Below are 17,752 nucleotides of genomic sequence, written 5' to 3'. Positions count from 1 at the left end.
TTCAAAGGTTCAAATTTGAGCTTCTTAACCGTCAAAAATGCGCACGTAATCCACGTATTCTGAGAGTGGTAAATCGACGTATTCATTGCTCGGAGGTGTCATGCTTAAAGATCTGGTTGGCTTATTCATTTTGGTGCTTTTGCTTAGCGCTCCAGTGCTTGCAGAAGAGAGAGAACCCTTTATCGCCGGTGGCGTGACTTTTTTGGATAAGCATGAGGTCTTGAGTGTAGAGATGGGCGCAGAAGTGTTGCCCAATATCAATTGGTCACTCGGCTTCAATGCACCGATAGATAGCGGTGAGCAAGAGCATTTCGGCACGCATTGGGCAGAGAAGCAAGTTTGGGGATTACATACTGCGTTGGGGTACGAAATTCGCGTAAACGATGTGTTGGCGATAACGCCGCGTATCGGGTTGAATTACAACAATGTCGAGATTGAGTATTTTGAAGAAGAGACGGGTGAGTATGTCGACACAGACAGCCAAGACAACTTTGAACCAACCTTAGGCGTCAAAGTCGATATTGCCAGCGTTGGTCTTGTTGTTGAAGGCTACAAAATTGACGAGGACATCAGCTTGTCGGAGGAAGATGAGATGGCGGTTCGAGTCATGGCAGCCTATAACTTCTGAGCCGATGTCGGTTCGTAAGTAAGGAATCAGAGAGAAAAAAGGAGCTGAAATGTCAGCTCCTTTTTGTTGTGTTCAAGTACGATTTACAGCGTAATGTTCTTTGTCATGCCTGCTTCTGCATGGCCCGGAATGTTGCACGCGAACTCAATCTTGTTGTCACCGTGGAAATGCCACAACAACTGCTTCGCTTTGCCCGGTTCGACCGTCACAGAGTTGCCCGAGTCGTGCATATGATCACCGCTCATTGTCTTCATCATTTCGCGATGTTCTAACTGCTCTTTGGCAGAACCAATCGTAAACTCGTGGTTGATCTTACCTGTGTTCATGACTACAAACTGCACCACATCGTTTGGCTCAATTTTAACGTCTTTTTTGAACTTGATAGTCATGTCATCACCCAAGATAACGTGTACCACCTTGTCTGGCTTTGCCCCTTTTGCTGGCATACCAACAGTCGACATGCCCGGCATATCCATCATGTTTGAATGGTCCATTTTACTGTGGTCCATCTTCATGCTGCCGTGGTCCATATTTTCATGCTTCATGTTGCTATGATCCATGTTCGCGTGGTCCATGTTTGAATGATCCATTTGGGCAAACGCAGTCGTTGTTGTTAGGGCTAGAGCAAGAGTGATTAGTGTCTTTTTCATTTTTATATCCTTGTTTTAATTCATTAATAACTTGGTTGCTTCCCCTCAAACGGCATGTTTGAGAGGAAGGTAGGGATTAAGCCTTGTTGTTTACATCACTAGCTTGAGTGCTAGCTTGGTGATTAGTCGCATTGCTTTGACGCAACTCACGTTGTTTCCACAGCTTGAAGATGGCTGGAAGTACCAACAGCGTCAGCAGCAGTGCTGATGCCATACCACCAATCATTGGTGCGGCGATACGTTGCATTACTTCTGATCCTGTACCTTCGCCGTACATGATCGGAATCAGACCAATAATGACCGTCAGTACCGTCATCATTACTGGGCGAACACGTAGGCCTGCACCTTCACGAATGGCATCAGTTAGGTCTTTCGCCTCAAGCTTCTGTTGGCTCTCTTCTGCATCGAGTTTTTTGTAGTGCCACGCTTGGTTGAGGTAGACGAGCATGATGACCCCAATTTCAACCGCGACGCCTGCTAGGGCAATAAAGCCGACCCCAACGGCAATCGAGAAGTTGTAGTTGAGGATATGCATGAGCCACAAACCACCAACCATAGCGAGTGGTAGGGTAAGCATGATGATCATTACTTCGCCAATGCGACGGAAGCTAAAGTAAAGCAGCAGCATAATGATGGCGATGGTGATCGGTACCACGACACTCAAGCGGTCTTTCGCACGCTCCATGTATTCGTATTGACCAGACCAAGCCAGTGAGTAACCCGCAGGAAGTTCCAATTGATCAGCCACGACTTGCTGTGCTTCCACGACGTAAGAGCCAAGGTCACGACCATCGATGTCGACAAATACCCAGCCATTTGGACGCGCGTTTTCCGTCTTGATCATCGGAGGGCCATCTTCATAACGAATGTCCGCTACGTCAGCCAGCGCAATACGAGCGCCATTTGGTGTCACTAACGGTAGGTTTTGCAGTTTAACCACTGAATCACGGTAGTCTTGTGGGTAACGAACGTTGATTGGGTAACGCTCCAAGCCTTCGATGGTTTCACCCACATTCATGCCACCCACCGCAGTGGAGATCACTTGCTGAACGTCTTTGATGCTTAAGCCATAACGCGCTGCGGCACGACGTTTAATGTCGATCGTGACATAACGACCACCTGCTACACGTTCCGCATAAACCGATGCCGTGCCTTGTACGCCATTAAGAATTGGCTCCAACTGAGAGCCAATCTTCTCAATCACTTTCAGATCGGGTCCGGCGATCTTAATGCCGATAGGGGTTTTGATGCCCGTTGCCAGCATGTCGATACGCGTTTTGATCGGCATTACCCAAGCGTTAGTAAGACCAGGGAACTGAACCAGCTTGTCGAACTCTTTGCGCAGTGACTCGGTTGTTACGCCTTCACGCCATTGATCGCGTGGCTTCAACTGAATCACGGTTTCAATCATGGTGAGTGGCGCTGGATCGGTTGCGGTCTCAGCTCGCCCAATTTTGCCCCATACGGTTTTCACTTCTGGAACGGTTTTGATCAGCTTGTTGGTTTGTTGTAGAAGCTCGCGTGCTTTACCAATCGAGATACCTGGGTAGGTCGTTGGCATGTACATCAAGTCGCCCTCATCCAGTGGCGGGATGAACTCGCTACCCAGTTTACTGGTAGGGTAGTAAGCCGAAGCCATCAGACCTAATGCGATAACAATCATGGTCTTAGGGTATTTTAAGCTGGTGTTCAACAGCGGACGGTACAATGCGACCAAGCCACGGTTAACCGGGTTTTTATGTTCCGGTAACACCTTACCGCGAATGAAGTAGCCCATAAGTACAGGCACGAGCGTGATTGCCAAACCTGCTGCCGCTGCCATGGCGTACGTCTTAGTGAACGCAAGCGGCGAGAACATCTTGCCTTCTTGGCCTTCCAAGGCGAACACTGGTACGAAGCTAAGAGTAATGATCAGCAACGAGAAGAACAGCGGTGCGCCAACCTCTTCTGCGGCTTTGCCAATCACTTGCCAGCGGTTTTTATCGGTCAGTGGCGTTCGTTCAATGTGCTTGTGAACGTTTTCAATCATCACGATCGCACCATCTACCATGGCTCCGATGGCTATCGCAATACCACCCAAGGACATGATGTTGGCGTTGATGCCTTGCCAATGCATCACGATAAACGCAGTGAGAATGCCAACTGGTAGGCTCAGAGCGATAACCAACGAAGAACGAATGTGGAACAGGAACAACGCACACACAATCGCAACGACGATGAACTCTTCTGCAAGCTTCTTCCATAGGTTTTCTACCGCTGAATCGATAAGGGTAGAGCGGTCGTAGGTAGCAATAATTTCCACGCCTTCTGGCAGGCTGCGTTGTAGGTCTGCGAGTTTGTCTTTGACTTTCGCAATCACTTCACTGGCGTTCTCACCAAAGCGCATCACGATAACGCCACCGACCGCTTCACCTTCGCCATTCAGCTCTGAGATACCACGGCGCATTTGTGGACCAAGGTTAATGTCTGCGATATCACCTAATAGCAACGGTGTGCCTTTCTCAGTGACTTTGAGAGGCAGTGATTTAATGTCTTCAATGCTGGTTAGGTAACCCGTGGTACGAACCATGTGTTCGGCTTCCGCAACTTCGATAACGGACGCGCCGGTTTCTTGGTTGCCGTTTTGGATTGCCATGTTCACTTGTTGCAGAGTGAGGTTGTAAGCACGAAGCTTGGCAGGGTCAATCTGCACTTGATACTGCTTCACCATACCGCCCACGGTCGCGACTTCAGAAACGCCATCCACGGTTTGCAATTCGTACTTCAAGAACCAGTCTTGCAGGCTGCGAAGATCCGCCAAATCATGCTTGCCGGTTTTGTCTTGTAATACGTAGCTGTAAACCCAGCCCACGCCCGTTGCATCAGGACCTAGGGTTGGTTTTGCGTTCGGTGGCAGCTTGGGTGCTACTTGGCTTAAGTACTCCAACACGCGTGAACGTGCCCAGTACATGTCGGTATCATCGTTGAAAATGATATAAACGTAAGAGTCACCAAAGAAAGAGTAGCCACGAACCGTCTCAGCACCCGGCACGGCAAGCATGGCGGTGGTGAGTGGGTAAGTAACTTGATCCTCGACGACTTGAGGAGCTTGACCCGGATAGCTTGTCTTGATGATCACTTGCACATCAGAAAGATCCGGAATCGCATCAACAGGCGTATTCTTTACACTGTAAAGTCCGCCTAATACAAGGGCTAAGGTCGCGACCAACACTAGGAATCGGTTGCTCAGTGACCAACGAATAATAGCATTGATCATAATTAACCCTCGACGGCTGTTGTTGCAGGAACTAGCTGTCTAAGAACGTAGTCAGATCCTTGTTTTTCAACTAGAAACCGAACTTTCTGTCCTTCTTCAAAACCCGATAGATCAACGTCTTCACCCACAGAGAAGTTCATCTCGCCAGCATCCCAGTTCCATTCTGCAACCGGTAGGTGGTTTAAGGTGATCATGCCAAAATCAGCCATCAGCATTGTGATGTCACCAGTTAGCCAAACCTCTGCGGCAATGACGCTGTTGTCTGCCCTATAGTCAACGATTTGGTACTGACCGGACTTCGTCTTTTGCATTTCAAATTCGATAGCCTGACCTTTTTTCAAGTCACCCATTTCAACGCCATCTGCGAAAGTGAAGTTCATTACCATGCCCGGCCAATCCCATTCTGGTACAGGCTGGTGGTTGATGGTCAGCATGCGGTGATCTTTCATTACGTCTGTGATTTCACCTTTGGCCCATGCTGTTTCTGCCGCTGCTTCTACACCATTGATGCGAGACAGATCCGCCGACTGGCTTGATTCAGAATCGAGCATGAAGTGAGATGAAGTAACGATCTTATCGCCTTGTTTAAGTCCTTGTAATACTTCGATTTGTTCGCCAGCTTCGCGGCCAACTTCAATTCGAGCAGAACGGTATTTGCCATCACCTTCCGCCAGAACAACGCGAGTCATACCGCCAGAGCGGATAACAGATGATTTAGGAATCGTTAATACTGCGTCATCAGTGACAGGCTGAAGGGCAATGTTGGCGAACATGTTTGGCTTCAATGCGCCATCTGGGTTAGGGAATTTAAGACGCACACGCAACGTACGTGTTTTCGGATCGAGGATTGGGTACACGTAATCGACAACACCTTGCCATTCATTGCCCGGAATCGCGTCAAGGGTCATCGTGGCTTGAGAACCTGCTTTCATCCAGTGTGCTTGACGCTCAAAGACTTCCGCATCAACCCAAACATTGTCCAAGGGACCTGCACTGATCACCGCTTGAGCAGGGGACAAATAGCCACCTTCTCGCACGTTTAAGCTCGCGATAACGCCATCAGCAGGCGCTTTGATTTCAATGGTTTGCGATGCTTTACCACTACGAGTAATGGATTTGATTTGAGCGCGGTCAACACCAAGCGTTACCAAGCGTTCGGTCGCACCTTTTACAAGACCTTTGCGGCCAGTGCGGTACGCATTCAGCAATTCTTCTTGTGCTTTAACCAGTTCTGGAGAGTAGAGCGTGAAAAGCACATCGCCTTTCTTCACTTTCTCACCCACGGCATTGATGTAGAGTTTTTCTACCCAACCCGCCACACGAACGTTGGTTTGCCATAACAGACTTTCATCAAAGGCAATATAACCAACGGTTTCGATGCGTGGTGATAGCTGTTGTAGTGTCGCGTTTGCGGTTTTAACCCCGAGGTTGTTTTCTACTGAAGGGTCAATAGTCACTGTACCCGGTGCGTCTTGTTCACCGGATAGGTCTTCTGCGTAAACCGGAATCAAATCCATGCCCATTGGGGATTTACCCGGCTTGTCGCGTTTGTAGTTCGGATCCATTGGGGCAACCCAGTAAAGCGGATCATTAGAGCTTGCAGCAGATTCGCCACCCATCGCACTCATGTCGTGAGTCGAGCTCGTAAGAAAATGATTAGCACCAAACCCTAAAGCACCACCAACAATCAGCGCGATGGTTGCAATTTTTAATGTTTTCATTGTTTTACCTTATTTTCCCCTTCACATTTGACGCTACAGCGTTGTTGCCTGCTCTCGTTCACCCAAATCACATAGGGGATCCCTTAGTTTGTTAGGGAAAGTGCTCATGGGATTCTCTCGTTTGCCGCCTAGCTGCAGCCCCAACTGTCTTGGGGAATCACAAATTAATATGTCGAAATAGAGCGAGCTTCCGGTGAAGCCACTTGATAGTCGAAACCACCGAGTAGGGTGGCTAAATTGCTGTTTGCGATGTTGAGATCGGTCAGCAGACGTTGTTGCTCTAATTGCAGAGCCAACTCGTCAGTCGTGGCAGAAATCACATCGTTAAACTGCGCTGTGTTGTTTTGATAACCCCGCTCAACGGCTTGAATGCGCGCTTTCGCTTGAGGCAATAAGGTGGATTGATAACGTTCTAAGCGTTGGGTTAAGTTGCCGCGATCAACCAGCAAAGTGTTCACCTTGGCATTCATCTGCGTTAGTAAGGTGTCTTTTTGCGATTGTGCCGCGCCAACTTGGTATTGAGCGGCCGCGAGATTGCGATCTTGGCGGTCACCTGTGAACAGTGGAATGTCCATGGTGAGGTAAGCGCTAACCAAATCAGAGGCGGGCTCACCCATCATGTTGTCGGCTTGGCGGTAGGCGTACATTACTTCGACGCCAAATTGCGGGTTGTAGGCTTGCTCAGCAATTTCCACCTGAGTTTTATTGGCAGAGATGCTGACGTCGGCCATCTTAACCATCGGGTGTTGGCTGAGTTGCTGATAATGCTTGGTGGAACCCTGACTGGCAGCAAGTTTGCTGTTCAGTGTGTCCCAGTTCAATTGATTGCTCGCGTGCAGAGCCTCTTCGTTTGCCAACCAATCTGACCCCAACCATTCGGAGAGTTGAGAGATAAGACGACGTTGCATTTGTGCGTTGGCTTGCAGTTTCTCATCCAACTTGCTGACTTGTAATTGAGCGTTGAGTAGGTCTTGCGCTTCACTCTTACCAATCGAATAGTTGGTTTGAATAAAGCTTTCCATCTCCTTCATCAACTTGCGATTCTCAAGCATGATTTGCTCAGCGCGTTGCTGGTAACCAAGCTCTAACCAAAGCTGAGTCATGCTGTTGGCTACCTCAAGCTCACGAGCATGCACTTGAAGCCCAAGGCCGTCGGCTTGTTGATTGGCTTTCTTCTGCTGTAAATCAAGCGTAGAGCCACGCTCAAACTGTTGCATTAAACCAACGGAAATGTTGGTCATTGGGTCTTCATCGAATTTGAAGCTGTCGACAGGCAAGCCACCAAAACCCACTTTCAGTTTTGGGTCCGTCAAGGTCGCACTCGCGACGCCCGTTTCACGCATGGCAGCAGATTGCGCTGAGTATTGCTTACGATTGCCATCGTTACTCAAAGCGACGTTGATCAGTTGGGCAAGCTTAGTCGTTGAAGCTCGCTCACTTGATGCGGAATTTTGCGCTGCGTGCGTCTCTTTACCAGCGGCGTTAACCAAGGTTGGTGCAGCGACCAGAGCCACCATAAAAATAGGTGCAGCTAAGCGGTATGGTTTGATATCCATAATCTAAATCCAGTGTTCGCCGGATCGATGGAGGTGCGGATTTTATTGCGGGAACAGTAAAGCCTTGTTACCTCATCGTTCAGGCGCATTAAAACAACCTGCGATAGATGTGCAGGGTCGAATGCTAGGACGGATTTAGGCTATAGGAGGTCGGTACAGGTCGCGGCTGACGTGTACGACTGGGGAAGCAACTTCAGGAGTAATAGTTGCGCGATAGACGACGGGCATCGGGCTATTGACAGGATTCGGTAGGGGGACGAAAACTATCGTACACGCGGCAGTACAGCAGGTATGAACCATGCCGGAGCCTCCACCACAGTTCATGCTGGTTTCTCTTGCATCGCCATCTTCGGACATAGAAGCGTCAGTCATGGAGACGTCCATCATGCCAGGCATACCGCAGTGTTCGCTGTCACTCATCATAGAAGGATGGTGAGCCATGCCAGTAGACATCATTTGAATATTCATCAACGGCTCACTGTTCGCCACACTAGATACCAATAGTACTAGCGTCGTGAAGAGAGTTAACCAGATTGTATGCAGCGATTTTAAGTGCATACCCTTTCCCATGTGTTTGATGAAAATGATGAAAACCCTTCGATTCTAAAGGTTAACCTAAGGGTAAGGTCAATCATTTATTACTCTTATTATCAAAATAGTCCACCCCTTCAGTTTTCGCACTTTCGAGGGAGTAAAACGTTTGTTAAACACCGAGTGTTGAAAGTTAGCGAAAGAAGCCCTCGCTTTTTATGACACGTGAAAAATGTGGTTTATAAGTTTTACATCACACTAACTTGTCTTACAAATGATTATCCTTATAGAATGCATGGTTTTACTTGTGCAGATTTGGATTTGCTTTGCTGCGGGGGTTGCATGATAGAAATTGTCATCGATGGAAAATATAGAATTGTAGAAGAGGGTCTAACCCTTTTAGAAGCAGCAAAAGTGTGTGGGGTCGAGATCCCATCGCTGTGCGGAATGAACAAAAGTAATGAAAAAGTACCGTGTGACTTGTGTGTAGTTGAAGTCGAAAGTGGCGGTACTAAGCGTGCGTGTGAACTCGAAGTTTACCGCGGCCTTAATGTGGTCACGCAATCAGAACAATTAAGCGAGCACCGCAGAGAAGCACTCAACCGCATCATGACGGACCATTACGCCGATTGTGAAGCGCCATGTAAAACCGCGTGTCCTGCGGGCGTGGATATCCAATCGTACCTTTATCACATCGCACAGAACGATCATCAAAAAGCGATTGAAGTGATTAAGCGTACGCTTCCTATGCCGTTATCGATTGGCCGCGTATGCCCAGCATTTTGTGAGAGCGAATGTCGCCGTTCGTTAGTCGATGAGCCTATTGCAATTCGTCAGCTTAAACGTCATGCCGCGGATGCGGATTTGTCTGCGCATGAAGCCTACGTACCAGAAAAGAAACCAAGCAAAGGTTTGAACATTGCCGTCGTCGGCAGTGGTCCTGGTGGTCTGACAGCTGGCTACTACCTATCGAACGAAGGCTACGACGTTACGGTCTTTGAATCCATGCCAAAAGCGGGCGGTTGGTTGCGTTATGGCATTCCAGAATACCGTTTACCAAAAGACATTCTCGATAAAGAAATCGAACTGATGTGCCGCAATGGCATGCAAGTTCACACCAATCAAAAGCTGGGTGTGGATTTCACGCTTTCTCAATTGAGTGAAGAATACGACGCGGTGTGTTTGGCGGTCGGCGCGTCTCAAGCGGTCGAAATGCATTACACAGGCAGTGACCTTGAAGGTTGCTACTTAGGCGTTGATTACCTAAAAGATTACGTGACTGAGCAAAACTATGTAACGGGCCAGAAAGTCGCGGTGATCGGTGGTGGTAACACAGCAATTGACTGTGCTCGCACTGCGCGTCGAGCTGGTGCAGACACCACATTGATTTATCGTCGTACTCGTGACGAAATGCCGGCAGAAGACTACGAGATTGTCGAAGCGGAACACGAAGGGGTGAAGTTCCACTTCTTGACCAACCCTGCAGAAAACCTTGCCGATGAAACCGGACGCGTGAATGCGATTCGCCTAGAACGCATGGCGTTGGGTGAGCCGGATGCATCTGGTCGTCGAAGCCCTAAACCAACCGGCGAGTTCTTCACCGAAGAGTTCGACACCGTAATTGCGGCAGTATCGCAAAAGCCAGACCTGAGCTTCCTAGAAGGTGAAGACTTATCTATTCCGCTAACGCGCTGGAACACCTCTGATGCAGATGAAAAGACCATGCACACCGGCACGGGCAATATCTTCAGTATTGGTGATTTCCGCCGTGGTCCAGCAACGGCAGTTGAAGCGGTGGGTGATGGCCGCGTTGCGGCAAAAGCGATTGACCTGTTTTTGAATGGTGATATGGCGGATATGCCAAAGGCAGCGTTCAACTCGCGTAAAGAGAAGAAGCTCTCTCAAGTCGATCCGCTTCACTTCGAGAACATCCAGAAAGTCGCTCGATCTATCATGCCTGAGCTGACTCCAGCACAACGCGAGCAAAGCTTCGCTGAAGTGGAGTTGGGCTTTGATAACGAAGAAGCAATGAAAGAAGCAGCGCGCTGTCTAGAATGTGGCTGTCAGGCAAATACCGATTGTGCGCTGCGTGATTACTCCACCGAATATGAGGCTGAGCAAAGCTTTGACTTCTCCTTGCAGATTAAATCGCATCAAGATTGGTTAGATCTTCGTGCGAAAGACTTGCGTCATAAGTACGAAGTTGACCGTAGTTCTGAGTTTATTGAGTTTGATGCTAACCGCTGTATTAGCTGTGGTCAGTGTATCCAAGCGTGTCGCGACAAAGCCGTGCACGGCGTACTGAACTTTGTGTGCGACAAACAAGGTCGTCCTGCATTACGTCCTGACGACCGTCCACACTTTGGAAGTAACAAGAATGGCTTAACCCTAATGGGCGATTCGAACTGCGTGCAATGTGGTGCGTGCGTTCAAGTGTGTCCAACGGGCGCGATGGTTGATAGTCGTGACCGTTCGCAAGGTCGTACTGAGGATCTGAAAGCGGTCGACACCATTTGTACGTACTGTGGTGTGGGTTGTAAGTTGACTATGTTCGTGGACGAAGCAACCAATACGATTCGTTACGTGAAAGGCGGTGACTCGCCGGTGAACCAAGGCATGCTGTGTGTGAAAGGGCGCTTTGGTTTTGATTTCATTGGCAGTGAAGAGCGTCTAACCACTCCATTGATTCGTAAAGACGGTTGGCTGCAGCCTGCAAGTTGGGAAGAGGCGATTCAACTGATTGCGAGCAAGTTCTCTGGCATCAAGCAAGATTTTGGCAGTAACGCATTGGCGGGTTTCTCTTCAGCGAAAACCACCAATGAAGACAACTACGCGTTCCAAAAATTTGTCCGTCGTGAACTGGGCACCAATAACGTCGACCACTGTGCGCGCTTGTGTCACGCATCGAGTGTAACCGGTCTTGAGGCGTCACTGGGTAGTGGTGCAATGACCAACGACATTCCAAGCATTAAGCACTCTGATGTGATCTTTATTATTGGTTCGGATACTACATCGGCACACCCGATCATCGCTTCACACATCAAGCAAGCAATTCGTCACCATGGCGCACGTTTGATTGTGGCTGACCCGAAACGTGTCGATATGGCAGAGCATGCTGAGCTTTATATGGCGCACCGTCCGGGTACGGATGTGATGCTCCTAAACGGTGTCATGCAGCAGATCATCAAGAACGGTTGGTACGATCAAGAGTACATCGAAGAACGTGTCGACGGCTTTGATACCTTGTTGCAAGAAGTAATGTCACCAGCTTACAACCTCGATAAAGTGGAGTTGGTTACGGGCGTAAAAGCCGAAGACATTCAAGCAATGGCACGCATGATCGGTACGGCAGATCGTACGGCTGTGTACTACTCGATGGGTATCACTCAGCATACGACAGGTCATGACAACGTGCGTTCTATCGCTAACCTGCAATTGCTGTGTGGCAACATCGGTATTGAAGGTGGTGGTATTAACCCGCTGCGTGGTCAATCAAACGTGCAAGGCGCGTGTGATATGGGCGCTTTGCCAAACAGCTTCCCGGGCTACCAAAAGGTATACAACCCAATTGTGCGTCAGAAGTTTGCGATTGAATGGAACGCACCAAATCTGCCTTCTGAGCAAGGTCTAACCCTGACAGAAATCATTGATGCGGCTTGCCATCGTGACGTTCGTGGTATGTACATCATGGGTGAGAACCCAGTGTTGAGTGACCCAAACCAAGCGCATGTGATTGAAGGTTTAGAAGCGCTCGATTTCTTGGTGGTTCAAGACATCTTCCTAACGGAAACTGCGCAATACGCGGATGTGGTTCTGCCTTCTTGCTCGTTTGCAGAGAAAGCGGGTCACTTCACCAATACGGAGCGTCGTGTTCAGCGCGTGAATCCGGTTGTCACTGCACCGGGTGAAGCGAAAGAAGATTGGTGGATTATCCAAGAGATCGCCAATGCCATGGGTAGTGATTGGGATTACCACTGCGTGTCTGATATCACTAATGAAATTGCACGAGTGACACCTCAATACGCGGGTCTTCGTTGGGATGCCATTACGCCAAACGGTGTGCAATGGCCGAGCAACAAGAACAACCCTGCGGGTACTCGCATCATGCACCAAACCCAGTTTACTCGTGGTAAAGGGCAAATGGTGGGCGTACCGTTCCGTTATGCGGCTGAGCTGCCAGATGAAGAGTACCCACTTGTGTTAACGACGGGTCGCGTACTTGAGCAGTTCCATACTGGAACCATGACGCGCAAAACCAAAGGGTTGGATAATCTTGCTGGCCCTCGTGCGATGGTGAGCGTGGAAGACGCAGAAGCGTTAGGTATCAGTAATGGTCAGCGTCTGACGGTATCTACACGTCGTGGCAGCATTGAGATTGATGCTTTTGTGACTAAGCGTATTCAAAAAGGTGTGGTGTTCATTCCTTTCCACTTTGTTGAATCGCCAGTCAACCGCCTAACGACAACGGCAACTGACCCGCATGCGAAGATCCCTGAGTTCAAGGTCGCTGCGGTTAAAGTGGAAGTGAGCGAAAAAGCGCTGCTCACAGAGCCTGCAACGGAAGCGGTTCATTCCATTTAAGCCAATCTGTTTAGATACAGGTCAGCAGCGTACTGGCGAGTTGGGCGATTACATATAAGCTTATGATATGTAATCGCTAAATGAGCCGTGCGTGTGCTGAGAGTCATTAAATGGATTGTGTTGTTTCTACCCGCTTTAATTTGGCTGGTGACAAGGCAATATCATGATACTTGGTGGGCGGAGAATCTAACCTCGATTCCCGCTCTCCTTTTATTCGCCTACCTAGGTTTTGCTCTGGTACTTTTGGTTTGTCGTCACTGGGCGAAAGCCATTTTCTCTGCTTTAATCGGCTTCGCTTCTATTGCGTTTCTCTTACCCACTCAAATCACAAACAACCAAACCTGCGAAAATCCGCTGACGATCGTCCAATTCAACCTGTTCTACGAAAATCCGGACATCAATCAGTTCATCAATTACTTGCTTAAACACCCTGCGGATTTGGTAGTGATGCAAGAGCTCTCGCCTCAAGTGGGGGAGAAGCTTCATCTTCTCGACGACATTTATCCTTTCTATTTTGGCGGCCAGCGCGGCATTGGTTACCCGTCAAATCAGATGATTTTGAGCCGCTATCCTTTGGAGCCTGTTTCGATTTATCACACCCCAGATGGTCAAGAGGTGATTCGAGCAACATGGCAAGTGGACAACCCAATTACCTTAATGACGGCGCATCCGCCCTCGCCAAGAACAGAGCCGTTATGGCAACGCCGCAATGCACTGATTCGAACCATAGAAACCCTTACTGATTTGTACCCAACACCAGAAATGATCGTGATAGGGGATTTCAATCTTTCTGCTTCAAGCCCGAGGTTTGATGGGCTGTTTTCTCGTTTCCAAACTCAACCTGTTGCCAGTTGGCCAACATCAGTGAAAGGCTTGCCGGTTCCTGCTTTCGCCATGATAGGGATTGATCACCTCTGGCTTAAGTCAGAAAACTCAAATCGAATGATCTGCTCAAGAGCATCGACAAATCAACCGAATGGCTCTGATCACAGGTTGGTGACGACTCTAATCGGGCAATGAGTTAGTACTTTCTATTGGCAAAGTGTCTAGTTATTTAGAATTAGGTTAAATCGCGGTGTGGCTTGTCATGGAATTGACGGACTCTGACCTTAAGTTGTTATTTGGGTGAATTCTTTAACCTAAACTCCATCCGCTTCCTATACTGAGAATATAGAGAAAAGCAGAAATTCATAATGATAAGAGGCAACTTGTATGACAAGAACTACCTCAGCAGTGTTAATACTTATTTTAATGAGCGCCTATTTTGCCTATAACCGTTTTTACGTTTATCCGCAAAAGCTAGAAACACAGGCGGAATCGATGCTGATCCAAATGGCCAACCGTGAAGAGTGGCTTGACGTACATGAGATGATGGAACGTGTAGAAGCGCACAAGGCGCATCTGGAGTTGAACGCAGATATCACCTCAACCAGCGGTAAACGTGCATACAGCGAAGGTTACATCACCTATAGCGACCGCAGTCGAAATGTATGCAAACAAGTGGTTTTCAACTTCAAAATCAATTCGCTAAGAAGTTATAGCATTTCAGACCTGCACGATTGCTCTTTAGGTGAGTACTACTGATCTCGCCACGATAATTGACGATTCAATAAAAACGCCTCCAAATCCGGAGGCGTTTTTAGTTTGGAATCTGATGGATTAATCGAGTGATTTTTTGAAGCGTAATGACGCAACAACTAAACCTATCACTGTAAAGCCCAGTAGCCAGACAGTATCTCGCCATAGCTCCATTAAATCTGCGCCACGCAACACCACACCACGAATAATGCGCATAAAGTGGGTGGCAGGCAGGGCTTCTGATATCCATTGTGCCGCGACGGGCATTCCTTCATAAGGGAACATAAATCCGGATAGAAGAATCGACGGCAAAAGAATAAACACCGTCATCTGCATTGCCTGAAGTTGTGTCGTCGCAATGGTGGATATCACCAGACCTAAGGTTAAACTCGCGGCGATAAACAGCAGTGTGCCAAATAGTATCTGACTAATGGCGCCGTTTATCGGCACGCCAAATATCCAGTGACCCAAGCCTAAAATGATAAACACCTGTATCAGACCAACAAAGATGTAAGGAATGATCTTCGCCACCATGAGTTCGATGGAGTGAATTGGCGTAGTAATCAGTAACTCCAAATTGCCGCGTTCCCGTTCTCGAACAATGGCTGCGCTGGTGAACAAGATCATCGTCATGGTTAGAATCACGCCCAATAAACCGGGGACAATGTTCACCGCCGAGCGTCGACTCGGGTTGTAATACAACGCAACTTCAAAGGTTTTGGTTGGGGCAGGGCGTATCTCAAAATCAAAATCCGTTAACGGCATGGTTTGTAGCGAGAGAATCGCAGAGCTGATCATGGTGTCTGAACCATCCACAATCCATTGGCCAAGCTCTCGCCCTTGCACCATACGTTGGGTTAAATCGCTAGGCAGAATTAAAGCCGCTCGTACCAAGCCGTCTTGAATGGCTTGCTCGGCTTCTGATGCGGTAGCGAAGGTTTCGACCACATCGACCACTTGCGTGACTTTGACGGACTCGGTGATCACACGCCCAGCAGTACTGCCACTTTGATCGACGACGCCAACGGGAATGTTGCGAATATCGGTATTAATGGCAAAGCCGAACAGCAGGAGCTGAATCAACGGGATCATCACGACCATGCCAAAGGTAATGCGGTCACGTGAAAGCTGACGGATCTCTTTGATCATTACCGCTTTCATACGGACAATAGATTTCATCATTGGCGACCTTCTCCCGTAACACTGACAAACACATCTTCCAAGCTAGGACGAGCAATGTTCATCTCGCAGCTATCAAGCTCAGGAAAGGTCTGGGTTAACCATTCGATCGGTTGTTTGATGTGCTGGTGGATTAAAATGCGTAAACGAATGCCGAGCTGTGCAGTCGAGCGCACCTCTTCACGCTGAATGACTTTCTCTTTTAGCTCGCGTAAATTATCCGCTTTGACTTCGACGATATTAACGCCCATTTGCGCCATGAGTTCTTCTGGCTCACCATCGGCGCGGATTTCGCCCGCTTCCATAATCGCCAGACGATGACAGCGTTCGGCTTCGTCCATGTAGTGCGTAGTGACCAAAATCGTGGTGCCTTGGTCAGAGAGATCAAACAACTGCTCCCAGAAATCGCGTCGGTTCTCTGGGTCAACCGCAGACGTGGGTTCATCAAGAAACAACAGTTCTGGTTTATGCATGGTGGCTGCGGCGAGAGACAAGCGCTGCTTCTGGCCGCCACTCATTCCGCCGACGCGCTGCTTACGTAGTTGGTCAAGACCGTAGGTGGATAGTTGTTCTTCGATGCGAGCTTTCAGGGCCTTGGTTTCCATACCAAAGATTTGTCCAATAAACTCAAGATTCTCTTGAACCGTCAGGTCATCATAGAGGGAGAACTTTTGCGTCATGTAGCCAATCTTGAGGCGCAGAAGCTCAGATTGTTTTGGGATCTCTAGCCCAAGTACATCGACATTGCCCTCACTTGAGCTAAGCAAGCCAGTCAGCACACGAATGGTTGTCGATTTACCGCAGCCGTTGGGGCCAAGAAAACCATAAATACTGCCTTTGGGCACATTAAGCGTGATGTTGTTGATGGCGGTGAAGTCACCAAACTTTTTCACTACATTTTCAGCTTGAATCGCGTATTCGGTCATCGGCTTACTCCACCAAATCCACTTGCGCTGGAATACCTGAAGGCAAGGATTGTGCGGAGTCTTGTAGGTCGACTTCTGCAAGGTACATCAAACGCGAGCGTTCTTCCTCGGTAAGCGCAAAATAAGGTGTGAATGAAGGCTCAGTTGCAACCCAACGTACGGTGCCGCTATATGGTTGCTCAACGCCATCTACATGCACGTTAACCGTTTTACCCGGCACAAAGTCGACTCGGTAGTTGGCAGGAACATAAACGCGAGCGTATGGGACGCGGCTTGCTTGTATCACAGCAACAACACCATTGACAGGGACGCGTTCGCCAAGGTTAAACGGTAGGTTATCTAACAAGCCATCTCGCGTGGCAGTGATGGTGAGCTCTGCCAGTTTCTGTTCTTGCAGTGCCACATCGGCTTTTGCTGCCATGAGTGCGGCTTTCGCTTGTTCAATATCTTCAGGGCGAGAGCCTGCTGTTAGTTTGCTGAACTCTTCTTGTGAGGAGTCTAGCTCTGCACGGGCAGAATCTCTGGCTGCCAAAGCGGTGTCTTTTTCTGATTGGCTGATGAGTTTCTTGCGAACTAACTCCGCTTTACGTTGGTAGTTCTTTTGCGCTTCAACCAATTGAGCTTCCGCTCTGGCAACGCGAGCTTGCGCTGCGGCAATGTCTTCTGGTCGCTCACCATTGGTCAATTTCAAAAGATAAGCGTCAGCCTTGGCTTGTTCGGCTACGGCGTGAGCTAAAACGGCTTCTTGGTTCTTTGTATCGAGCTGAACCAGCACTTCTCCTTCGGTGACTTGGCTGCCTTCCTTGATGGGTAGGGCACGAATTATCTCGCTAGAGGTTGCAGTAAAGGTTACGCGGTCACGTTCTAGTGTGCCAAGGGCTTGCTGTCCATCATCTTTGGAACAAGCAGTTAAAAGAGTCAGGGCTAGGGTGCCAAGAATGATTCGCTTCATCATGCGACGCTTCCTCTAAGAAGGTGAGCTCGAATTCGTATCAAGCTATAGAAGAGTGTGGGACTGCATTCAGTGTAACGTGAGTCAGTTTTGTCCGGCTAGGAAGTTAATTCCTTCAATATTCATCAATTGATTAATTATTGAAACTGGCCTCACTCTTGAATGCGTCTCTAAGAATATTCTCATTCAAATAT

Annotated in this window: 12 protein-coding genes; 4 read left to right on the top strand and 8 right to left on the bottom strand. The window is 48.6% G+C overall.

Annotation, left to right across the window (positions count from 1 at the left end):
* Nucleotides 1-100 precede the first annotated feature (100 nt).
* A complete protein-coding gene (locus A9237_RS23465; protein WP_078609827.1) occupies nt 101-628 on the top strand; it encodes an autotransporter domain-containing protein in 528 nt (175 codons plus the stop codon).
* A gap of 83 nt (nt 629-711) precedes the next feature.
* Here the strand turns inward: A9237_RS23465 and copI are convergent, their stop codons facing one another.
* From copI to A9237_RS27575, 5 genes are all read right to left on the bottom strand, one after another.
* The gene (copI, locus tag A9237_RS23460; RefSeq protein ID WP_078609826.1) at nt 712-1,278 is read right to left on the bottom strand and encodes a copper-resistant cuproprotein CopI; all 567 of its coding nucleotides are present in this window, start codon (nt 1,276-1,278) and stop codon (nt 712-714) included.
* 76 nt (nt 1,279-1,354) lie between these two features.
* Nucleotides 1,355-4,534 (bottom strand): efflux RND transporter permease subunit, encoded by a 3,180-nt coding sequence (locus A9237_RS23455; protein WP_078609825.1) that lies wholly within the window; start codon nt 4,532-4,534, stop codon nt 1,355-1,357.
* A gap of 2 nt (nt 4,535-4,536) precedes the next feature.
* Complete coding sequence (locus A9237_RS23450) at nt 4,537-6,255, bottom strand: efflux RND transporter periplasmic adaptor subunit (protein ID WP_078609824.1); 1,719 nt, start codon at nt 6,253-6,255, stop codon at nt 4,537-4,539.
* Between the two features lie 164 nt (nt 6,256-6,419).
* Nucleotides 6,420-7,811: a TolC family protein gene (locus A9237_RS23445; protein WP_078609823.1), complete on the bottom strand. Its 1,392-nt coding sequence runs from the start codon at nt 7,809-7,811 to the stop codon at nt 6,420-6,422.
* 135 nt (nt 7,812-7,946) lie between these two features.
* Nucleotides 7,947-8,369, bottom strand: a complete 423-nt coding sequence (locus A9237_RS27575; RefSeq protein ID WP_039840344.1) for a hypothetical protein — start codon at nt 8,367-8,369, stop codon at nt 7,947-7,949.
* A 315-nt stretch (nt 8,370-8,684) separates the two neighbouring features.
* On the opposite strand from A9237_RS27575, the gene fdhF reads away from it, so the two are divergent.
* From fdhF to A9237_RS23425, 3 genes are all read left to right on the top strand, one after another.
* The gene (gene fdhF / locus A9237_RS23435) at nt 8,685-12,923 is read left to right on the top strand and encodes a formate dehydrogenase subunit alpha (protein ID WP_078609822.1); all 4,239 of its coding nucleotides are present in this window, start codon (nt 8,685-8,687) and stop codon (nt 12,921-12,923) included.
* Between the two features lie 93 nt (nt 12,924-13,016).
* Nucleotides 13,017-13,943 carry an endonuclease/exonuclease/phosphatase family protein gene (locus A9237_RS23430; RefSeq protein ID WP_033005096.1) on the top strand — a complete coding sequence of 309 codons (927 nt, stop codon included), beginning with the start codon at nt 13,017-13,019 and terminating at the stop codon, nt 13,941-13,943.
* A gap of 192 nt (nt 13,944-14,135) precedes the next feature.
* Nucleotides 14,136-14,507: a hypothetical protein gene (locus A9237_RS23425; protein WP_027726579.1), complete on the top strand. Its 372-nt coding sequence runs from the start codon at nt 14,136-14,138 to the stop codon at nt 14,505-14,507.
* Nucleotides 14,508-14,582: 75 nt separating this feature from the next.
* Here the strand turns inward: A9237_RS23425 and A9237_RS23420 are convergent, their stop codons facing one another.
* The 3 genes from A9237_RS23420 to A9237_RS23410 are packed head-to-tail and all read right to left on the bottom strand — an operon-like array spanning nt 14,583 to nt 17,561.
* Nucleotides 14,583-15,680 (bottom strand): ABC transporter permease, encoded by a 1,098-nt coding sequence (locus A9237_RS23420; RefSeq protein ID WP_174575007.1) that lies wholly within the window; start codon nt 15,678-15,680, stop codon nt 14,583-14,585.
* Nucleotides 15,680-16,606 (bottom strand): ABC transporter ATP-binding protein, encoded by a 927-nt coding sequence (locus A9237_RS23415; RefSeq protein WP_078609820.1) that lies wholly within the window; start codon nt 16,604-16,606, stop codon nt 15,680-15,682. Before A9237_RS23415 ends, A9237_RS23420 begins: the two co-directional genes overlap by 1 nt.
* A 4-nt stretch (nt 16,607-16,610) precedes the next feature.
* The gene (locus A9237_RS23410) at nt 16,611-17,561 is read right to left on the bottom strand and encodes an HlyD family secretion protein (RefSeq protein WP_005385136.1); all 951 of its coding nucleotides are present in this window, start codon (nt 17,559-17,561) and stop codon (nt 16,611-16,613) included.
* Nucleotides 17,562-17,752: the final 191 nt, after the last annotated feature.

It is taken from the genome of Vibrio owensii, from assembly GCF_002021755.1.
Lineage (GTDB): Bacteria > Pseudomonadota > Gammaproteobacteria > Enterobacterales > Vibrionaceae > Vibrio > Vibrio owensii.
The sequence above is the reverse complement of the archived record's forward strand: the minus strand, read 5'-3'. Positions and strand labels throughout refer to the sequence as shown.